Origin of the sequence: Paraburkholderia heleia NBRC 101817 (assembly GCF_000739775.1) — a bacterium.
Classification (GTDB): domain Bacteria; phylum Pseudomonadota; class Gammaproteobacteria; order Burkholderiales; family Burkholderiaceae; genus Paraburkholderia; species Paraburkholderia heleia.
Window position 1 is genome coordinate 245,828 of the sequence record NZ_BBJH01000004.1, and the last position, 19,617, is coordinate 265,444.

The window sequence follows — 19,617 nt, forward strand, 5'->3', positions numbered from 1 at the left end:
GGTGAGCGAAAAAGAAATTGATCAGGTTCTGGTCGAGCGCGTGCAAAAAGGCGACAAGGCCGCGTTCGAGCTTCTGGTCTCGAAATACCACCGCAAGATCATCCGGCTGATCTCGCGCCTCGTGCGGGACCCCGCCGAGGTCGAGGACGTGGCCCAGGACGCCTTTATCAAGGCTTACCGCGCACTACCGCAGTTTCGTGGCGAATCGGCTTTCTATACGTGGTTGTACCGAATTGCTGTCAATACGGCGAAGAACTACCTTGCGACCCAGGGAAGACGCGCCCCAACTTCGACTGAGGCAGATGCTGAAGAAGCGGAAACTTTCTCGGACGCCGATCAACTAAGGGATATCAATACGCCCGAGTCGATGTTGATGAGCAAGCAGATCGCACAGACGGTCAATGCTGCGATGGCGGTTTTACCGGAAGAGTTGCGCACCGCCATTACGCTTCGGGAAATAGAAGGCCTAAGCTATGAGGAAATCGCCGAGATGATGGGGTGCCCGATCGGCACCGTCAGATCGAGAATTTTCCGCGCTCGGGAAGCCATTGCGGCAAAATTGCGTCCGCTGCTGGACACTCCGGAAGGCAAGCGCTGGTAAGAAGAACCAGCTTCGCCCCGGGCGGCGACGCGATTCACCAGAATGAGTTGGTGTCACAGGGACGTCTGTTAGGGAATGGGGAGCATCATGGGTTCGGTCTCGATGCAATCGGTATCAAGCTCGCGCGGCGAGCGTCTGTCCGCCTTCGTCGACGGTGAAGCGTCGGCGCAGGAGCATCTGAACGGAAATTTTCTGGAACTCGACGGCGAAGGGCGTGCAGCCTGGTCGGAGTACCACCTGATCGGCGACGTGCTGCGTTCCGATGATCTGGCCCTCAGTCAGGCCGCGAGCCACGCCTTCATGACGGGTTTCGCGGCGCGCTTCGATGCGGAGCCGCATCTGCTCGCACCCGTCGCGCTGCCGCAGCCGCAGGTTCGCCGCAATGAGCGCGTGGGCCGCATTCTGGCGCTGCGCCGCCGCGTGATGCCGTCGCTGGCCGTGGCCGCCGCGGCCGCCACGCTCACGTGGATCGTCATGCCGCAAATGCGCGGCGCGGGCATGGCCGGCGCGCCGCAAATCGCCGCTGTACAGCCGCAGGGCGACGGCGTGCAGCGCGTGGCGATGAACACCCCGCCGGCGCCCGTCGCGGGCGCTCAGGACGCTAACATCATCCGCGACGCGCGGCTCGACGAATACCTCCAGGCGCATCAGCAGTTCGCGCAGCAGCCGGTCATTTCGGATTCCATGCCGTACATCCGCTCAGCCGCTCTCACCACGCAAGGCCAATAAGTTTGATGCAGACATTGCGGTTGAATAAAAAGACGATCTGGGGGCGGTTGCCGGCATTCCTGTGCTGCGCAGCCGTGATGTTCACCGCTCTGTCTGTCGCCCCGCGTGCCCGCGCGCAGGGCGCGTCCACGGCCGATGCCGCCACGCGCCAGAGCGCGGCACAGTTGCTCGACCGCATCCAGCAGGCCGCCCAGCAGCAAAACTACGAAGGCACCTTCGTCTATCAGCGCGGCGCGTTCGTGCAGTCCTCGCGCATCACGCACTACGCCTCGAAGCAGGACGGCGAGTTCGAAAAGCTCGAAAGTCTCGACGGCAAGCCGCGCACGATGCTGCGCCACAACGACGATCTCTTTACCTTCGTGCCCGAGCGCAAGCTGCTCGTCGTCGAAAAGCGCCAGAACAAGGACGCTTTCCCGGCGCTGCTGTCCACGAGCGGGGAACAGGTGCTGGGCGTCTACGAGCCGAAGATGCTCGCCAACGACCGGGTGGCGGGCCTCGACAGCCAGGTGATCGAGCTCGACCCGAAAGACAATTTCCGTTTCGCCTACAAGCTGTGGGCGGACGCGAAAACCGGTCTGCTGCTGCGTTCGCAGATGCTCGACCCGTCGAACGGCCAGGTGCTCCAGCAGCTCGCGTTCACACAGGTGCGCATCGGCGGTCCCGTCGACAAGACGCCTATCGTGAACGGCATGCGCAATATCGAGGGCTGGAACGTGGTGCGCCCGCCGCTCCAGCCGGTCGACATCGAAGCGCAGGGCTGGTCGTTCGGCCAGACCGCGCCTGGATTCCGGAAGATTCGCGAAGTGCGCCGGCCGATGGCGGCGCGCGACGCGAGCGATCCGCCCATTCCGGTCGATCAAGCCGTATTCTCCGACGGACTGTCCACGCTTTCCGTGTTTATCGAACCGGTCAAGAACAACAGCCGCAAGGAAGGCTCGGGCAGCAGCGGCGCGACCCACGTGCTCGTGAAGCGCAACGGCGACTACTTCATCACGTTGCTTGGCGAAGTGCCCCAGACCACGTTGCAGCAGTTTGCGTCTGCCATAGAATACAAGGCTCCCAGGTAACTCCTTCCTTCGGCTGACTTCGATATGACGATTCTCCCGCTGCGCAAATTCTTCGCGGCCGCGGTCGTGGCGGCGTGCCTGCCGTTCGCATCGCACGTGGCATCGGCGGCGCCGGCTGCCAATCTGCCCGACTTCGCCGACCTCGTGGACAAGGTGGGACCGTCGGTCGTCAATATCCGCACCACGACGCGTGTCTCCTCAGCTCAGCGCGGCCTCCCGCCGGGCATGGATCAGGGCGACATGTCGGAATTCTTCCGCCGCTTCTTTGGCATCCCGCTCCCGCAAGGGCCGCAGGGTGGGCAGGGCGGCGGTCAGGGGGGCAGCCAGGGCGCAAACCCGGGCAGCGGTTCGGACTCCGGCCCGGACAGCGGCAACGACACCGAACAGAACAGCGGCGTCGGCTCGGGTTTCATCCTCTCGAGCGACGGCTACGTGATGACCAACGCACACGTGGTCGACGACGCGGACAGCATCTATGTGACGCTCACCGACAAGCGCGAATTCAAGGCGAAGCTGATCGGCGTGGACGATCGCACGGACGTCGCCGTGGTGAAGATCCAGGCCGCGAATCTGCCGGCCGTGACGATGGGCGACTCGAACAAGGTGCGCGTGGGCGAGTGGGTCGTGGCGATCGGTTCGCCGTTCGGCCTCGAGAACACCGTGACGGCGGGCATCGTGAGCGCGAAGGGGCGTGACACGGGGGACTATTTGCCGTTCATCCAGACCGACGTGGCCGTGAATCCCGGTAACTCGGGCGGTCCGCTCATCAACATGCAGGGCGAGGTGATCGGCATCAACTCGCAGATCTATAGCCGCACCGGCGGCTTCATGGGCATCTCGTTCGCGATTCCGATCGACGAGGCGATGCGCGTGGCCGATCAGCTCAAGTCCACGGGCAAGGTCACGCGCGGGCGCATTGCCGTGGCTATCGGCGAGGTGACGAAGGACGTGGCCGACTCGCTCGGTTTGCCCAAGGCGCAAGGCGCGCTCGTTTCCAGCGTCGAGCCGGGCGGCCCAGCCGACAAGGCTGGCATCCAGCCGGGCGACATCATCCTGAAGTTCAACGGCGCGAGCGTCGACGCCGCGACCGACCTGCCGCGCATGGTCGGCGACACCAAGCCGGGCACCAAGGCGACCGTGACGATCTGGCGCAAGGGCGCAACGCGCGATTTGCCGATCACGATCGCCGAGATGCAGACCGACAAGAGCGCGAAGGCCGACCAGAAAAAGGCGCCCGAGCCCAAGCCGCGCGTGATGAGCGCTCTCGGCATCGCGGTGGTCGATATCCCCGCCGATCAGCTCGCCCAGCTCAAGCTGAAGGGCGGCGCGATGGTGGACTCGGTCGATGGCCCGGCAGCGCGCGCCGGCCTGCAGAAGGGCGACATCATCCTGCGCGTGGGCGACACGGATATCACCGGCGCAAAGCAGTTCCAGGACGTGACGGCGCATCTCGACCCGCAGAAGATGGTGGCGGTGCTCGTGCGTCGCGGCGACAACACGCAGTTCGTGCCGCTGCGCCCGCGCGCGCCGGGGCAGAAGTAAAGCCGGTGCGCACGCCCATGCGGTCTTCGTCGGCGGCGCCGGGCGCGCTCGAACGGGCGAGCGCGCACCTCGTGCTCTACGGCCGCGCGTGGTGTCATCTGTGCGAGGCCATGCGCGTGGCGCTCGAGCCGCTCGCCGCCGCGGCGGGTGCGCGTCTCGACGTCGTCGATGTCGATTCCGACCCCGCGCTGCTGGCGCGTTACGACGAGCTCGTGCCGGTGCTCGTTTGCGACGGCATCGAGCTGTGTCACTACCATCTCGACGAAGCGCGCGTGCGCGCAACGCTGGGCCTGGGCGCCGATGCACCGGGCGGGCAGCCGCAGCCGCCGGGCGGTGCCTGAAACGCGCGCGCAGGAGCGCCGCGCGACATGTTCCAGCGCCATGACACATCCGCTACATCACCGGCCGGTTCGCCCGTGGGACCCCTTTTCGGCTAAAATAGTCCGGTTTTTCATCTATTTACGAGGCGTGCCCAGCTATCGTTGGGGCGCGCCTTTTTCGCTTGATCGGCACTGAATGGATCATATTCGTAACTTTTCGATCATTGCGCACATCGACCATGGCAAGTCGACGCTCGCCGATCGCATCATCCAGCTGTGCGGCGGCTTGTCCGACCGCGAAATGGAATCGCAGGTGCTCGACTCGATGGATCTCGAGCGCGAGCGCGGCATCACGATCAAGGCGCAGACGGCTGCGCTCACGTACAAGGCGCGCGACGGCAAGGTCTACAACCTGAACCTGATCGACACACCGGGGCACGTCGACTTCTCCTACGAGGTGAGCCGCTCGCTCTCCGCGTGCGAGGGCGCGCTGCTCGTGGTGGACGCGAGCCAGGGCGTCGAGGCGCAGACGGTGGCGAACTGCTACACCGCGATCGAACTCGGCGTGGAAGTCGTGCCGGTGCTCAACAAGATCGACCTGCCCGCCGCCAATCCCGAGAACGCGATCGAGGAGATCGAGGACGTGATCGGCATCGACGCCACCGATGCGACGCGCTGCAGCGCGAAGACCGGTCTCGGCGTGGAAGACGTGCTCGAAGCGCTGATCGCCAGGGTGCCGCCGCCCAAGGGCGATCCGCAAGCGCCGCTGCAGGCGCTCATCATCGACTCGTGGTTCGACAACTACGTGGGCGTGGTGATGCTCGTGCGTATCGTCAACGGCACGCTGCGTCCGAAGGACAGGATCAAGCTGATGGCCACCGGCGCGCAGTATCCGGTCGAGCATGTCGGCGTGTTCTCGCCGAAGTCGCGCAACCTCGAGCAGCTTTCGGCGGGCCAGGTGGGTTTCATCATCGCCGGCATCAAGGAGCTCGCCGCGACCAAGGTGGGCGACACTGTCACGCTCGCGGCGAAGCCGGCGCCCGAGCCGCTGCCGGGCTTCAAGGAAGTGAAGCCGCAGGTGTTCGCGGGCCTCTATCCGGTCGAGGCGAACCAGTACGACGCGCTGCGTGAATCGCTCGAAAAGTTGAAGCTCAATGACGCCTCGCTGCAGTACGAGCCGGAAGTTTCGCAGGCGCTGGGCTTTGGCTTCCGTTGCGGCTTCCTCGGTCTTTTGCACATGGAAATCGTGCAGGAGCGTCTCGAGCGCGAGTTCGACATGGACCTCATCACCACGGCGCCGACGGTGGTGTACGAAGTCGTGCAGGCGGACGGCACCCAGATCATGGTCGAGAACCCGGCGAAGATGCCGGAGCCCTCGAAGATCGGCGAGATCCGCGAGCCGATCGTGACCGTGAACCTGTACATGCCGCAGGACTACGTGGGCTCGGTCATCACGCTCTGTACGCAAAAGCGCGGCAACCAGATCAACATGCAGTACCACGGCCGCCAGGTGCAGCTCACGTATGAAATTCCGATGGCGGAAATCGTGCTCGACTTCTTCGACCGTCTGAAGTCGGTGTCGCGCGGTTATGCGTCGATGGACTACGAGTTCAAGGAGTACCGCACTTCGGACGTCGTGAAGGTCGACATGCTGATCAACGGCGACAAGGTCGACGCGCTGTCCATCATCGTCCACCGCTCGCAGTCGCAGTACCGCGGCCGCGAAGTCGCGGCGAAGATGCGCGAGATCATTCCGCGCCAGATGTATGACGTGGCCATTCAGGCCGCGATCGGCGCGCACATCATCGCGCGCGAGAACATCAAGGCGCTGCGCAAGAACGTGCTCGCCAAGTGCTACGGCGGCGATATCACGCGCAAGAAGAAACTGCTCGAAAAGCAGAAGGAAGGCAAGAAGCGGATGAAGCAGGTCGGCTCGGTCGAGATTCCGCAAGAGGCCTTCCTCGCCATCCTTCGTGTCGAAGATAAATAAGCAACGTCAATAAGCCGGGAAACGGATCTCTACATGAATTTTGCGCTGATACTCTTTGTGCTCGTCATCTTGACGGGCGTTGCGTGGGTTGCAGACAAACTGGTGTTCATGCCGCGTCGGCGCCTCGCCGCAGATGCGGCCGTCGCGGAGTTCGACCGCCAGCAGGAGCGTGTGGGCGAGCGCTTCGCCGACGAAAACGCGCCTGTCACGCGCCAGAACCTGCGCAACGAAAAGCTGCGCCAGCCGTGGTGGCTCGAATACACCGCGAGCTTCTTCCCCGTCATCCTGATCGTGTTCCTCGTACGCTCGTTCGTCGTCGAGCCGTTCAAGATTCCGTCGGGTTCGATGGTGCCCACGCTGCTCGTGGGCGACTTCATCCTCGTGAACAAGTTCGACTACGGTCTCCGTCTGCCGATCACGAACACGAAGATCACGCAGGGCCGCCCGCTCGAGCGCGGCGACGTGGTCGTATTCCGCTATCCGAAGGACGAGTCGGTCGACTATATCAAGCGCGTGATCGGCCTGCCGGGCGACGTGGTCTCCTATCAGGACAAGCAGCTCACGATCAACGGCAAGCCGGTGCCGGAAGTGCCGCAGGCCGACTTCTTCGACGAAGAGCGCATTGGCTACGCGAAGCAGTTCACGGAAGACCTCGGCAACGGCCGCAAGAACAACATCCTCAACAATCCCGCGGTGCCGCCGTTCATCGTGGGCGCAGAGGATTATCCGTATCGCGACAACTGCCAGTACAACGCGCGCGGCGTGATCTGCAAGGTGCCGCCGGGCCATTACTTCATGATGGGCGACAACCGCGACAACAGTGCGGACAGCCGCTACTGGGGCTTCGTGCCCGACGCGAACATCGTGGGCCGCGCGTTCTTCATCTGGATGAACTTCAGCAATCTGCGCCGCATCGGTTCGTTCGAGTAATTCGTGTTTGCCAGACGTGTGATGCACGTTGAGCACGCGCGAAGCAGTCATCGAAGCAACAACCCAATGCGCAGGCGCGAACAGAAGTCATATTCGCACCACGCGCATTGCATCTTCGCGCGCTACTTGAAGAATCCCCGGTAACGTCGCTTCGTCACGGTTTTTCGCCCGCCGCCCCCTGTTTTCGCCGGGGGCGGCGGGCGCGTTATACTCTCCCCATGCCCCAATCTCCGTTGGAAAGCCGTTTGCGCTATGAATTTCGCAATGCGGAATTGCTGCGCCAGGCTTTAACCCACCGCAGTCACAGTGCCACGCATAACGAACGCCTCGAATTCCTCGGTGATTCGGTTCTGAATTGCGCGGTGGCTGCCCTATTGTTCCAACGCTTTGGCAAGCTGGACGAAGGCGACCTCTCGCGCGTGCGTGCGAACCTGGTCAAGCAGCAGTCGCTTTACGAAATTGCTCAGGCCCTCAATATTGCCGACGGCCTGCGCCTCGGCGAAGGCGAGTTGCGCAGCGGCGGTTTCCGTCGCCCGTCGATCCTCGCCGACGCGCTGGAGGCGATCTTCGGGGCGATCTTCCTCGACGGCGGCTTCGATGCCGCCCAGACGGTCATCAAGCGGCTCTACGTGCCGATCCTCGATCACATCGATCCGCGTACGCTCGGCAAGGATTCCAAGACGCTGCTGCAGGAATACCTGCAGGGTCACAAGATCGCGCTGCCGACCTACACGGTCGTTGCGACGCATGGTGCGGCGCACAATCAGCAGTTCGAAGTCGAATGCACGGTGCCGAAGCTCGACGTGAAAGTGTCCGGCTCGGGCGCGAGCCGTCGCGCGGCGGAGCAGGCCGCGGCGAAGAAGGCGCTCGACGAGGTCATGGCCGCGGCGCCCGCGCTGGTCGCGAAGCCGCGCCGCTCGAAGGGCGCGCGTGCTCCCAAACCGGAGCCCGAGGTCGTCCCCGGTGTGACCGGCGTGCAGGGCGCGCTCGATCTGCGATCGCCTGAGCGTCGCGAGCGGGCCTCGGCGCGTAGCGAGCGTGCGGCGCAGGCCGCGGCAGCCGAAGGCGCGCCGCTCGCGGTGATTCGCGCGGCGCACGTCCAGGAGCGTCCGGCGGAGAAGGACAAACCGGCAGAAAAACCCGCGGAAAAGGCCGAACGCGGTGCCGACAAGGCGAGCGAGAAGCCCGCCGACAAGGCAGTGGGCTTCGACGCCGTGCCGAGCGCCGGCGCTATCGGCCACCGTTCGAACGCCGTGAAAGCCGAAGCGGCGTTGCGCAGCGTCGAGCGCGTGCAAGCCGCAGCGACCGGCGGCTCCAGCGCCGATGCCGGCGCGCATGCCGAAGCCACGACGGCTATTCCCGTGCGCGCGGCCGATGCCGGCCACTGATTCCACCGAGGCGCGTCGCGAGCGCGCCTCCCGTTTTTCTATTCCGGTCCGATCATGAACGCTCCCACCTCCACTCCTGCCGGTTTCCGTTGCGGCATGGTCGCGATCGTCGGCCGTCCGAACGTCGGCAAATCGACGCTGATGAACGCGCTGGTCGGCCAGAAGATCAGCATCACGTCGCGCAAGGCGCAGACCACGCGTCATCGCATCACCGGCATCAATACGATCGACGACGCACAGTACATCTTCGTCGACACGCCGGGCTTTCAGACGCGCCACAGCACGGCGCTCAACCGCTCGCTGAACCGCGCGGTGACCTCCACGCTCAGCTCGGTCGACGCCGTGCTGTTCGTGATCGAGGCCGGCAAGTTCGGCCCCGACGACCAGAAGGTGCTCGACCTGATTCCCCCGAGTGCGCCCACGATCCTCATCGCCAACAAGATCGACCGTGTGAGCGACAAGGGCACGCTGTATCCGTTCATCCAGCAGGTGCAGGGTCTGCGCGAGTTCCGCGAAATCGTGCCGCTCTCGGCCAGGGATCCCGCCGACATCAAGCGCCTGCTCGCGACGCTCAAGCCGTATCTGCCCGAAGGCGAGCCGATCTACGGCGAAGACGACCTCACCGATCGCAGCGAGCGCTTCCTCGCTGCCGAAATCCTGCGCGAAAAAGTGTTCCGCTGGACCGGCGACGAACTGCCGTACACGAGCACGGTGCTGATCGACAAGTTCGAACAGGAAGGGCGGCTGCGCCGCGTCTTCGCGACGATTCTCGTCGAGCGCGACACGCAGAAGGCGATGGTGATCGGCCAGAAGGGCGCGAAGCTCAAGCAGATCAGCACCGAGGCGCGACTCGACATGGAGAAGCTGTTCGACGGCCCCGTCTACCTCGAAACCTTCGTGAAGGTGAAGAGCGGCTGGGCCGACAACGAAGCCGGGCTGCGTGCCTACGGTTACGAGTAAGCACGACGGGCACCGCGTATGAGTGACGGCGCAGCCGGAACCCTGCACGACGACTGGCCCGCGCACGATGAAGCGCAGGCCGACGAGGCAATCGCCGCGGACGAAGCATCCGGCTCCCGCGGCGCGCGGCGCTCGGCCGCGAAAGGCGCCGCAGGCACGACGGGCGCGAGAAGCACGAAGGCGGCCAAAGGCGCCCCCGCACGCGGTGCGATGACCGAAGGCGCCGACGCCACGCTCGAAGGCCGCGCCGAATCGCGCAGCGGCCGCAAGACCACCGCGCGCTCCCAATTGCCGCGCGCCTCACGCAGCACGAGCCCCGATTACCGCATCGCCGAGCAGCCGGCTTTCGTGCTGCACAGCTATCCGTACCGCGAGACGAGCCTCATCATCGACGTGCTTTCGCGCGATCATGGCCGCGTGGCGCTCGTCGCGAAGGGCGCGAAGCGTCCGCATTCGGCGTTGCGCGGCGTGCTGCAAACCTTCCAGCCGCTCGCGCTTGCGTGGACCGGCAAGGGCGAGGTTCGCACGCTCACCGGCGCCGAGTGGGTTGGCGGCATGTTGCCGCTGACCGGCGACGCGCTGCTGTGCGGCTTCTACGTGAACGAGCTGCTCGTGAAGTTCATCGCCCGTGAGGACCCGCACCCCGAACTCTTTCGCCACTACGTCGTGACGCTCACGCGCCTCGCGCACGACGAGCCGCCCGTGCAGGTGCTGCGCGCGTTCGAGCGCGTGCTGCTGCGCGAGGCGGGCTACGCGCTTGCGCTCAATCGCACCGTGAACCGCAAGGCCGTGGCGGCCGAAGGGCGCTACGTGTTCGATCCGGAACGCGGCGTGCGCGAAGCATCGGACGAATGGCCTTCTCAATGGCCCCGGCTTTCGGGGCAGACGTTGCTCGACATGGAAGAGGACGATTACCATCGACCCCAGACGGTTGCGCAGAGCAAGGCGCTCATGCGTTTCCTGCTGAACACGTACCTTGGCGGCACGCCGCTCGCGACGCGCCAGATTCTGATCGACTTGCAGAACCTATGAGCTTCTTTCTCACTTCGCCCAACGTGATCGACCTCGGTGTGAACATCGACCACGTCGCCACGCTGCGTAACGCGCGCGGCACCGCTTATCCCGATCCGATCCGCGCGGCGCTTCTCGCCGAAGAGGCGGGCGCCGATGCGATCACGCTGCATCTGCGCGAGGATCGCCGCCATATCGTCGACGCCGACGTGCGCGCGCTGCGCCCGCAACTGAAGACGCGCATGAACCTCGAATGCGCGGTGACGTCCGAGATGCTCGACATCGCGTGCGAGATCCAACCGCACGACGTTTGCCTCGTGCCCGAAAAGCGCGCGGAGTTGACGACCGAGGGCGGCCTCGACGTCGCGGGCCACTTCGACGCCGTTGCCGCCGCCTGTCGTCAGCTTGCCGACGCGGGCTGCCGCGTCTCGCTTTTCATCGACCCGGACGAAACGCAGATCCGCGCGGCACACGAAACGGGCGCGCCCGTGATCGAGCTGCACACGGGCCGCTACGCCGAGGCGCACGACGCCGGCGAGCAGGAACGCGAATACGAGCGCGTGGTCACCGGCGTGAACTGCGGCAACAGTCTCGGCCTGAAGGTGAACGCCGGCCACGGTCTGCACTACACGAACGTGCAGCAGATCGCGGCCATTGACGGCGTCGTCGAGTTGAACATCGGCCACGCGATCGTTGCGCACGCCATCTTCGCGGGTTGGGAAAACGCGGTGCGCGAAATGAAGGCGATCATGGTGGCGGCGCGCCTGGGCACGCGCGGCTGACGGCAAACCCGTGCCTTCGCGCTCGCGCGCAATCGACATACATCGACGGGAGTCTCATGGCGATCTACGGTATCGGCACCGACATCATCCAGGTGAGCCGGGTGGCGGCGGTCATGGAGCGCACCAACGGCCGCTTCGCGCCGCGCGTACTCGGCCCGGACGAACTCGCGGTCTACGAGGCGCGCAAGGCGCGCTCGGCGGCGCGGGGTCTCGCGTATCTGTGCACGCGGTTCTCCGCGAAGGAGGCGTTCTCGAAAGCGATCGGCCTCGGCATGCACATGCCGATGACCTGGCGCGCCATGCAGACGCTCAACGAGCCAGGCGGCCGTCCCGTGATCGTCGCTTCGGGCGAACTCGCGCGGTGGCTCGACGAACGCGGAATCACGGCGCGCGTGAGCATCACGGACGAACATGACTACGCGGTGTCGTTCGTGGTTGCGGAAATCACCGGCTGATCTCTTTCGCCGTGCGTTGCGCGGCATCTACGCAAAACTCATCGATGAAGAATATTCCCGGGCCAGTCATGCTCGACGTGGTCGGCACCACGCTGAACGACGACGACGTGCGACGCCTCGCGCACCCGATGACCGGCGGCGTGATCCTGTTCGCACGCCACTATGAGAACCGTGCGCAGCTCGTCGCGCTGACCGACGCCATCCGTGCGGTGCGCGAGGACCTGCTGATCGCCGTCGACCACGAAGGCGGCCGCGTGCAGCGCTTTCGCACCGACGGCTTCACTGTGCTGCCCGCCATGGGGCGCCTCGGCGCGCTGTGGGACAAGGATGTGCTGCTCGCCACCAAGCTCGCCACGGCAGTGGGCTACATTCTCGCGAGCGAACTGCGCGCGTGCGGCATCGACCTGTCTTTCACGCCGGTGCTCGATCTAGGCTATGGCCAGTCGAAGGTGGTGGGCGATCGCGCTTTCCACCGCGATCCGCGCGTCGTCACGCTGCTCGCCAAGAGTCTCAATCACGGGCTGTCGCTTGCGGGCATGGCCAATTGCGGCAAGCATTTCCCGGGGCATGGCTTTGCGACGGCCGACTCGCACGTCGCGGTGCCCGTCGACGAGCGTCCGCTCGAAGCGATCCTCGGCGAAGACGCGCAGCCTTACGACTGGCTCGGTCTGTCGCTCGCGGCCGTGATGCCGGGGCATGTGATTTATCCGAAGGTCGATTCGAAGCCCGCGGGCTTCTCGCGCATCTGGGTCGAAGACGTTCTGCGCAAGCGGCTGCGCTTCACGGGCGCGATCTTTAGCGACGACCTCTCGATGGAGGCCGCGCGCCAGGGCGGTACGCTCACCGAGGGCGCGTGCGCCGCGCTCGAAGCGGGCTGCGACATGGTGCTCGTCTGCAACCAGCCGCACGAGGCAGAAAAAGTGCTCGACGCGTTGCGCAGCACGGAGCCGCGCCGCGCCGCCAAGGCTTCGGGCCAGCGCATCAGGCGCATGCGCGCGCGCGGCAAGGCGCAGCGCTGGGACAGAATGGTGGCGGACCCGGGGTACATCGAGGCGCAGGCGTTGCTGCGCAGCGTGTTGCCTTGATGCCCTGATTGCCGCGCGGGCAAAACGAAAAAGGCGGTCCTTCGGAAACGAAGGGCCGCCTCTTTTACAACGTGCGCGCGTTTTGCCGATTCAGTTCAGCCGCATGCGCTGCAGCTTGTTGTAGAGCGTCTTGGGGCTGATGCCGAGCAACGATGCGGCGCGGTGCCGCGTGCCGCCCACGGCGTCGAGTGTCGCGCGGATCAGCATTTCCTCCACGTCGGCGAGCGGCGTGCCCACGGTGACCTGCACGCGGCCACCGTTCATCTCGCGCGGACCCGCGCCGCTGCTTTCCTCGGCCTGCAGCGTTTCCAGCACCTCACCGGAGGCGTGCCACGCGCGTCTCACGCGTTCGTGCAACTCGCGTACATTGCCGGGCCAGTCATACGCGAGGCACTCGCGGATGAACGAGGGCGCGACGAGCCGCGTCGCGCCGGCCAGACCGTGCGCCTGGGCTTCCTGATTGAGTTCGTCGATGCACGCGAGCGCGAGCAGGGCGGCGTCGTCGTCGCGCTCTCGCAGCGGCGGCAGCTGGACCGCCGCGGCATCGAGGCGCAGCCACAGATCGTCGTGCAGCGCGCCCTGCTGAACGGCTTCGCGCGGTATCGCACGGGTGGCCGCGATCAGGCGGAAATCGGTGCCCACCTCGCTGTTGCCGCCTACGCGCATGAAGGTCTGCGAATCGAGCGCGCGCAGCAGCGTTTCCTGCTGCTCGCGCGGCAGGTCGGTCAGCTCGTCGATGAAGAGCGTGCCGCCGTTCGCCTGATCGACGAGACCCGGCTCGCGCTGTTCCGCGCCGGTGAACGCTCCGCGCTCGTGGCCGAACAGCACGCTCGCAAGCGGGCGGCCCGCGGCGGCTTCGGCCACGAGCGAGCGCGCGTCGCACACGATGAAAGGCCCCTTGCGGCGGCGGCTCAGCTGGTGCAGCGTGCGCGCAGCGACTTCCTTGCCCGTGCCGGCTTCGCCGTGCACGAGGAGCGCCGCTTCGGTGGGCGCGAGTTGTTCGAGCGTGTCGTAGACATGCTGGATCGCGCTGCTGCGCCCGAGCATCGGCCCGAAGTGGCCCATCTGGCGCAGTGTGGCGCGCAGCGCGCGGACTTCCTCGGTCAGTTCGTAGGGACGCGGAATGCGCGCGAGCAGGCTGCGCAGGCGCGGAATGTTGACGGGCTTGAGCAGATAGTCCCAGATGCCGTGGCGCAGGCCTTCAATCGCGCTTTCGACGGTGGCGTTGCCGGTCATCACGATCACGGGCAGCGCGCCGCCTGGCGGCTGCGCGGGCAAATGCGGCAGCAACTCGAGGCCGCCGCCATCAGGCAGGTTCAGGTCGACGAGCACGACGTCGGGGATGAAGCGCGCAAGGGCGGCGCGCGCTTCGGCGAGGGTGGCAGCGGTGTCGACGGAGAACCCGTCGGCCGACAGGATCGCAGAGAGACCTGACAGGCTATTGGGATCGTCTTCGACAATCAGGGCGTGTGGCATGGCGGTAGCGGCTTACGGATGAGCGCAGTCGCGCCGGCGCTGCGCGCGCGGGGCCGCGCACGCGCCCCGGCAGGCAACCGCGCGGCGCGCGGGAGCGCGGCACGATGCGAAAGATTTCACCGAGATCACGGAGATGTCTCGTAGCAGGGTGTTCAGTTCCGGTCCTCCCAGTAGTGCTGCGCCAGAGCGGGGGGCGCGACCGCGTTGCCCGGCAGCGTGGCGGCCGGGCAGCGGCACAAGACCGAAGCGCGAAGCGCTTGCGGCTTGCGTGCAACCCCCTGTTTGCCTGCAAGCGGGCGACGACCGTACCGCCCATGCCGGGGCCGGTGCGTCAGTCGCGTGGCCGGTGCGCGTTGAACCAACGGCGCACTTCCAGTTCTGCCTCGTCACGCGTCTTGCCGTAACGTTCCTGGATAAGCCCGGCGAGCCGATCCGCCCGGCCTTCGGCCTTTGCGAGTTCGTCGTCCGTCAACTCGCCCCATGCCGCTTTGGCCTTGCCGATCATCTGCTTCCACTTGCCTTCGGCAATGTCGTTGTTCATTGTGTTTCTCCTGATAAGGGGAAAGAGCGTGGAACGCATGCTCTCTCACCTCACAGCAGAAACCGTGCCGCGGGAGTCACTTTGACCGGTACGCGCCGCGCCTGCCCGCCGCTTGCCCACAGAAGGCGGCCAGTGCGCAATCCATTGTGCATAACCGGTTTTCCGTAGTACTCTCAAACATACACGTTCGGCAAAAAAAGAAAAAGCGCCCCGAGGGGGCGCTTTGATAGCGGTGTCCGCCTTTTTGCCGAGGGGGCAGCGGCGGCGCCCAAGGCTGCCGAGGCTGCCTTCAGGCCGCCATTAGGCGCGGCTGCGGTACTCGTTCGTGCGCGTGTCGATTTCGATCTTGTCGCCGATGTTGCAGAAGAGCGGCACTTGCAGCTCGAAGCCGGTGTGCAGCTTGGCGGTCTTCAGGACCTTGCCCGACGACGTGTCGCCCTTGACGGCCGGTTCCGTGTAGATGATCTCGCGCACGAGGACGGTCGGCAGTTCGACCGAGATGGCCTTCTCGTTGTAGAACACGACTTCGCAGGCCATGCCGTCCTCGAGGTAGTTCAGGGCGTCGCCCATCATCTCGCCTTCGACTTCGTACTGGTTGTAGTCGGCGTCCATGAACACGTACATCGGGTCGGCGAAGTACGAGTACGTCACTTCCTTGCGATCCAGCACGACGACGTCGAACTTGTCGTCCGCCTTGTACACGGTTTCCATGCCCGCGCCGGTCAGCAGGTTCTTGAACTTCATCTTCACGACGGCGGCGTTGCGGCCCGACTTGTTGTATTCGGCCTTCTGCACGACCATCGCGTCGTTACCGATCATCACGACGTTGCCGACGCGGAGTTCCTGTGCGGTCTTCATAGTAAAAAACTGTCCTGTCCAGATTAAGTAGCTTCGAGTGTGCTCGACGGCAAACGTCGCAAGCGGATTCGGTTGCTGCTGCTGGTGCCGCTGCTGCGACCCTCTTTCATGCGTGCACGATGAGGGACGCGAAACTCGAAGCGCTTGAGACGGCTGCCGTCGGATAACCGCTTATTTTAACTGACTTTTTGCGAATTCGGCGAGATTTCCGGCGAGATCGCCAACCTGTCCGAGTTCGGCGGCCCAGGCGTTGGCGCGCGTCGCATAGACGGGCAGATGCTGCGCAAAATCGGCCCAGTCCGGCGTGCCGCGGCCATTCCACGCATGCCAGAAACGTTCGAGTGCGGCGCGCGGGGCCGCTGGCAGGGTGCGGCCGTAGTGCGCGAGTGCGGCGTCGAGCTTCGGCAGATGGGCGTCGTCGGCTTGCGGGTAGATGTGCCATACGAACGGTCGCGCGGCCCATTGCGCGCGCACGAACGAGTCCTCGCCGCGCACGAAATTGAGGTCGCTCGCCCAGAGCAGAGGGTCGTAAGCGCGCTGCTCCGTGAACGCAAGCGCGTGCGCGCGTAGCGCGCCGCGTGTGGCCTGCGAGCCTGCGCCAAACGCCGGCTCCCCGAAAAAGCGCGCGAGCGCGCCGGAGATGCGGCCCTCGGGCACGAGCAGGACCACCGGCGTCGCGCCGTCGCGCCATTGTTCGAGCAGCGCGTCGACGGCGGGGTTCTCGTAGGCGAAAAGCGAGATCACGGTGGCGTCCGGCCCGGGTGGCGGACCGCCCGTGGCGCGCTGCCACCATGCGGCGCGGGCGTCGTGCGAGCGCTCGAAGTCCGCGCGCCCGGCATCGAGCGTGCGCTCCTTGAGCACGCCGCCGGTACCGGGGCCGAGGCCAGGAAAGAAGAAGTGCTTCGCGAGCGCGTAGCGCGGGTGTGGCGAAGGCCGCAGATGGAAGTCGGCCACCCAGTCTTCGGCGCTCAGATATTCGAGATTGAGCCAGACGGGCTTGCGCGCGCGCTCGGCCATCGCCGCGACATAGACGCCCGGCAGCTCGCACGCGAACGCCTCGATCACGACATCGGCGATCTGCAGTGTGTCGCCCGCATGCCCCGGCTCGTGCCAGTGCTCGACGAGTACGCCTTCGAGCGTTTGCGTGGCGCGGTCCGGGTCGAGCGCGGGGCAGAGCTTCTGGAACGCGTGCAGGTCGTCGACGAACAGGCGCACCTGCCAGCCGTGCTCGTGCGCGAGCTGGCGCGCGAGCCGCCAGCACACGCCGATGTCGCCGAAATTGTCGATGACGGCGCAAAAGAGGTCGCAAGCAATGGCGCTATGGCTGGCGGCAGTGGGTGGGGAGGCTTCTGTCATGGGTAGCGGGCGACGCGGAGAATCCAGACCGCCATGCTGCAAGGAGGTACAGCACGCCTCGCCGGCAAGTTCGGCGCAGGTTCCGTGCGGCATGGAATGATCTAAACTTGCGATTTTAGGACACAGCCATGAACGCGTCGCGACGGCGGCGCGCCATGCAACGTCTCACCTCTCTCGACGCACCGCCCGTCCCCGAAACTGGATGACCGACACCGACGTTTTCGACCCGAAAAAGGCGCTCGCGCAGCTGCCGCATCTGCCGGGCGTGTATCGCTACTACGACACACGAGGCGCGGTCCTCTACGTCGGCAAGGCGCGCGACCTGAAAAAGCGTGTATCGAGCTACTTCACCAAGACGCAGCTTTCACCGCGCATCGCGATGATGGTCACGCGTATCGCGCGCATCGAAACCACGGTCACGCGTTCCGAGGCCGAGGCGCTGCTGCTCGAGAACAATCTCATCAAGGCGCTCACGCCGCGCTACAACATCCTTTTTCGCGACGACAAGTCGTATCCGTTTCTCAAGATCACGGGGCACAGGTTCCCGCGCATGGCGTACTACCGCGGCGCGGTGGATCGCAACAACCAGTACTTCGGGCCGTTTCCGAGCGCCTCGGCGGTGCGCGAGAGCATCCAGATCCTGCAGCGCGTGTTCCAGTTGCGCACTTGCGAGGACTCCGTGTTCAACAACCGCACGCGGCCTTGCCTGTTGCATCAGATCGGGCGCTGCACCGCGCCTTGCGTGGGTGCGATCGGCGAAGAGGATTACGCGCGCGACGTGAACAACGCATCGCGCTTTTTGCTGGGCCGTCAGAACGAGGTGATGAAGGAGCTGGAGACGAAGATGCACGCGTTCGCCTCCGAATTGAAGTTCGAGCAGGCGGCGTCCGTGCGCAACCAGATGAGTTCGCTTTCGACCGTGCTGCACCAGCAGGCCATCGAAACGGGCAGCGAGAGCGACGTCGATATTCTTGCCGTGGTGGCGCTGGGCGGGCGCGTTTGCGTGAATCTCGCGATGGTGCGCGGCGGCCGGCATCTGGGCGACAAGGCGTATTTCCCCGCGCATGTGGAGCGCGCGCTGACCGACGAGGAGGGCGGCGTCGCCCAGGAAATCGACAGCGAGACCGTGGTCGCGGCGAGCGCGCTGAAGTCGCTGCCAGCGCTCGCGCGCAAGACGCTGGAGGATTACGTCGAGCAGGCGCAAGCGGACGAAGCACAAGACGATGCGGCGCTCGAAGCCGACCTGCTCGATCCCCTTGCGATGGCGGCCGATCTTGCCGGCGATGAAGACGTGGCAGGCGATGCTGAATGCGCCACACCCGCCGCCACACCCGAGCTCGGTCCGCAGGCGGATTCGCGCAAAAAGCGCGAGATCGGCATCGAATCCGAGGTGCTCGACGCCTTCATCGCGCAGCACTACTTCGGCAACCGCGTGCCGCCCGTGCTGGTGGTGAGCCACCCGCCCGCGAACCGCGAACTCGTGGACGTGCTGAGCGAGCAGGCCGGGCACAAGGTCACGCTGCTGCGTCAGCCGCAAGGTCAGAAGCGCGCCTGGCTCGCGATGGCCGAACAGAACGCGCGGCTCGCGCTCGCGCGTCTGCTCTCCGAGCAGGGCTCGCAGCAGGCCCGCACCCGCACGCTCGCGCAACTGCTCGGCCTCGAACTGGACGATCTCGCGCATCTGCGCATCGAGTGCTTCGATATCAGCCACACGATGGGCGAGGCGACGCAGGCCTCATGCGTGGTCTATCACCATCACAAGATGCAGTCGGCCGAGTACCGGCGCTACAACATCACCGGCATCACGCCCGGCGACGACTACGCCGCCATGCGCCAGGTGCTCACGCGGCGCTACGAGAAGATGGTCGCGCAAGCGGCGCGCGCCGAAGCCGACGACGCGCCAGCGCCGCCCGTGCCGGCGCCCGATCCGGCCGACCCGGATGCCGCGGCGCAAGCCAGCGAGGCCGGCGAGGCAGCCGAAGTGCCGCCGCCCGGCGGCACGCTGCCCAACATCGTGCTGATCGACGGCGGCAAGGGGCAGGTCGAGATCGCGCGGCAGGTGTTCACCGAACTGGGTCTCGATCCGGCGATGCTGGTGGGCGTGGCGAAGGGCGAGGGCCGCAAGGTCGGCCTCGAGACCCTCGTGTTCGCCGATGGCCGTGCGCCGCTCGAACTCGGCAAGGAGAGCGCCGCACTCATGCTCGTCGCGCAGATCCGCGACGAGGCGCACCGATTCGCCATCACCGGCATGCGCGCGAAGCGCGGCAAAACGCGTCAGACGTCGCGTCTCGAAGAACTGGAGGGCGTGGGGGCGAAGCGTCGCCAGCGCCTGCTTGCGCGCTTTGGCGGCCTGCGCGGCGTGATGGCGGCGAGCGTGGAGGATCTGGCGAGTGTTGAGGGTATCTCGCGCTCGCTTGCCGAGCAGATCTACCAGCAGCTTCACTGATGCGGCGGCGTCGTGAGCCAGGTCCGGCCTGGCCATTCCTTACGGTTGCTTGTGGCACGTGCGGCGACGCGGCACAATTG

At 65.6% G+C, this 19,617-nt stretch carries 18 protein-coding genes; 14 read left to right on the top strand and 4 right to left on the bottom strand.

What is annotated here, in order from left to right:
* Nucleotide 1: 1 nt before the first annotated feature.
* From rpoE to nagZ, 13 genes are all read left to right on the top strand, one after another.
* Entirely contained in the window at nt 2–601 is a 600-nt protein-coding gene (rpoE, locus tag BHE01S_RS04985) for an RNA polymerase sigma factor RpoE (RefSeq protein ID WP_027795258.1), read from the top strand.
* Nucleotides 602–688: 87 nt separating this feature from the next.
* Nucleotides 689–1,330 (top strand): sigma-E factor negative regulatory protein, encoded by a 642-nt coding sequence (locus BHE01S_RS04990; RefSeq protein ID WP_042261310.1) that lies wholly within the window; start codon nt 689–691, stop codon nt 1,328–1,330.
* 5 nt (nt 1,331–1,335) lie between these two features.
* Nucleotides 1,336–2,397, top strand: coding sequence for a MucB/RseB C-terminal domain-containing protein (locus BHE01S_RS04995; RefSeq protein WP_042261311.1), 1,062 nt, complete (start codon nt 1,336–1,338; stop codon nt 2,395–2,397).
* A gap of 24 nt (nt 2,398–2,421) precedes the next feature.
* A complete protein-coding gene (locus BHE01S_RS05000; protein ID WP_042261209.1) occupies nt 2,422–3,939 on the top strand; it encodes a DegQ family serine endoprotease in 1,518 nt (505 codons plus the stop codon).
* A gap of 17 nt (nt 3,940–3,956) precedes the next feature.
* The gene (locus BHE01S_RS05005) at nt 3,957–4,280 is read left to right on the top strand and encodes a glutaredoxin family protein (protein WP_042261211.1); all 324 of its coding nucleotides are present in this window, start codon (nt 3,957–3,959) and stop codon (nt 4,278–4,280) included.
* Nucleotides 4,281–4,455: 175 nt separating this feature from the next.
* Nucleotides 4,456–6,249 carry a translation elongation factor 4 gene (gene lepA / locus BHE01S_RS05010; RefSeq protein ID WP_042261213.1) on the top strand — a complete coding sequence of 598 codons (1,794 nt, stop codon included), beginning with the start codon at nt 4,456–4,458 and terminating at the stop codon, nt 6,247–6,249.
* A gap of 33 nt (nt 6,250–6,282) precedes the next feature.
* Nucleotides 6,283–7,179, top strand: a complete 897-nt coding sequence (gene lepB / locus BHE01S_RS05015; RefSeq protein WP_042261215.1) for a signal peptidase I — start codon at nt 6,283–6,285, stop codon at nt 7,177–7,179.
* 218 nt (nt 7,180–7,397) lie between these two features.
* A complete protein-coding gene (rnc, locus tag BHE01S_RS05020) occupies nt 7,398–8,567 on the top strand; it encodes a ribonuclease III (protein WP_042261216.1) in 1,170 nt (389 codons plus the stop codon).
* Between the two features lie 54 nt (nt 8,568–8,621).
* Complete coding sequence (gene era, locus BHE01S_RS05025) at nt 8,622–9,527, top strand: GTPase Era (RefSeq protein ID WP_042261218.1); 906 nt, start codon at nt 8,622–8,624, stop codon at nt 9,525–9,527.
* Between the two features lie 18 nt (nt 9,528–9,545).
* Entirely contained in the window at nt 9,546–10,559 is a 1,014-nt protein-coding gene (gene recO, locus BHE01S_RS05030) for a DNA repair protein RecO (RefSeq protein WP_042261219.1), read from the top strand.
* A complete protein-coding gene (gene pdxJ, locus BHE01S_RS05035; protein WP_042261222.1) occupies nt 10,556–11,320 on the top strand; it encodes a pyridoxine 5'-phosphate synthase in 765 nt (254 codons plus the stop codon). Before recO ends, pdxJ begins: the two co-directional genes overlap by 4 nt.
* Nucleotides 11,321–11,376: 56 nt before the next feature.
* Nucleotides 11,377–11,775 (top strand): holo-ACP synthase, encoded by a 399-nt coding sequence (acpS, locus tag BHE01S_RS05040; protein WP_042261224.1) that lies wholly within the window; start codon nt 11,377–11,379, stop codon nt 11,773–11,775.
* Nucleotides 11,776–11,819: 44 nt separating this feature from the next.
* On the top strand, nt 11,820–12,860 hold the full coding sequence (nagZ, locus tag BHE01S_RS05045) for a beta-N-acetylhexosaminidase (RefSeq protein ID WP_042261226.1): 1,041 nt from the start codon (nt 11,820–11,822) through the stop codon (nt 12,858–12,860).
* 90 nt (nt 12,861–12,950) lie between these two features.
* Here the strand turns inward: nagZ and BHE01S_RS05050 are convergent, their stop codons facing one another.
* The 4 genes from BHE01S_RS05050 to earP all read right to left on the bottom strand — a co-directional run bounded on the left by BHE01S_RS05050 (nt 12,951) and on the right by earP (nt 17,091).
* On the bottom strand, nt 12,951–14,336 hold the full coding sequence (locus BHE01S_RS05050; protein WP_042261228.1) for a sigma-54-dependent transcriptional regulator: 1,386 nt from the start codon (nt 14,334–14,336) through the stop codon (nt 12,951–12,953).
* Between the two features lie 331 nt (nt 14,337–14,667).
* Nucleotides 14,668–14,877, bottom strand: coding sequence for a CsbD family protein (locus tag BHE01S_RS05055; RefSeq protein ID WP_042261231.1), 210 nt, complete (start codon nt 14,875–14,877; stop codon nt 14,668–14,670).
* A 300-nt stretch (nt 14,878–15,177) separates the two neighbouring features.
* Nucleotides 15,178–15,735 carry an elongation factor P gene (efp, locus tag BHE01S_RS05060; protein ID WP_042261233.1) on the bottom strand — a complete coding sequence of 186 codons (558 nt, stop codon included), beginning with the start codon at nt 15,733–15,735 and terminating at the stop codon, nt 15,178–15,180.
* A 171-nt stretch (nt 15,736–15,906) separates the two neighbouring features.
* On the bottom strand, nt 15,907–17,091 hold the full coding sequence (gene earP, locus BHE01S_RS05065) for an elongation factor P maturation arginine rhamnosyltransferase EarP (protein ID WP_042261235.1): 1,185 nt from the start codon (nt 17,089–17,091) through the stop codon (nt 15,907–15,909).
* 202 nt (nt 17,092–17,293) lie between these two features.
* Between earP and uvrC the strand changes: the two genes are divergently transcribed.
* Complete coding sequence (gene uvrC / locus BHE01S_RS05070) at nt 17,294–19,537, top strand: excinuclease ABC subunit UvrC (protein WP_042261237.1); 2,244 nt, start codon at nt 17,294–17,296, stop codon at nt 19,535–19,537.
* The last annotated feature ends 80 nt before the right edge of the window (nt 19,538–19,617 follow it).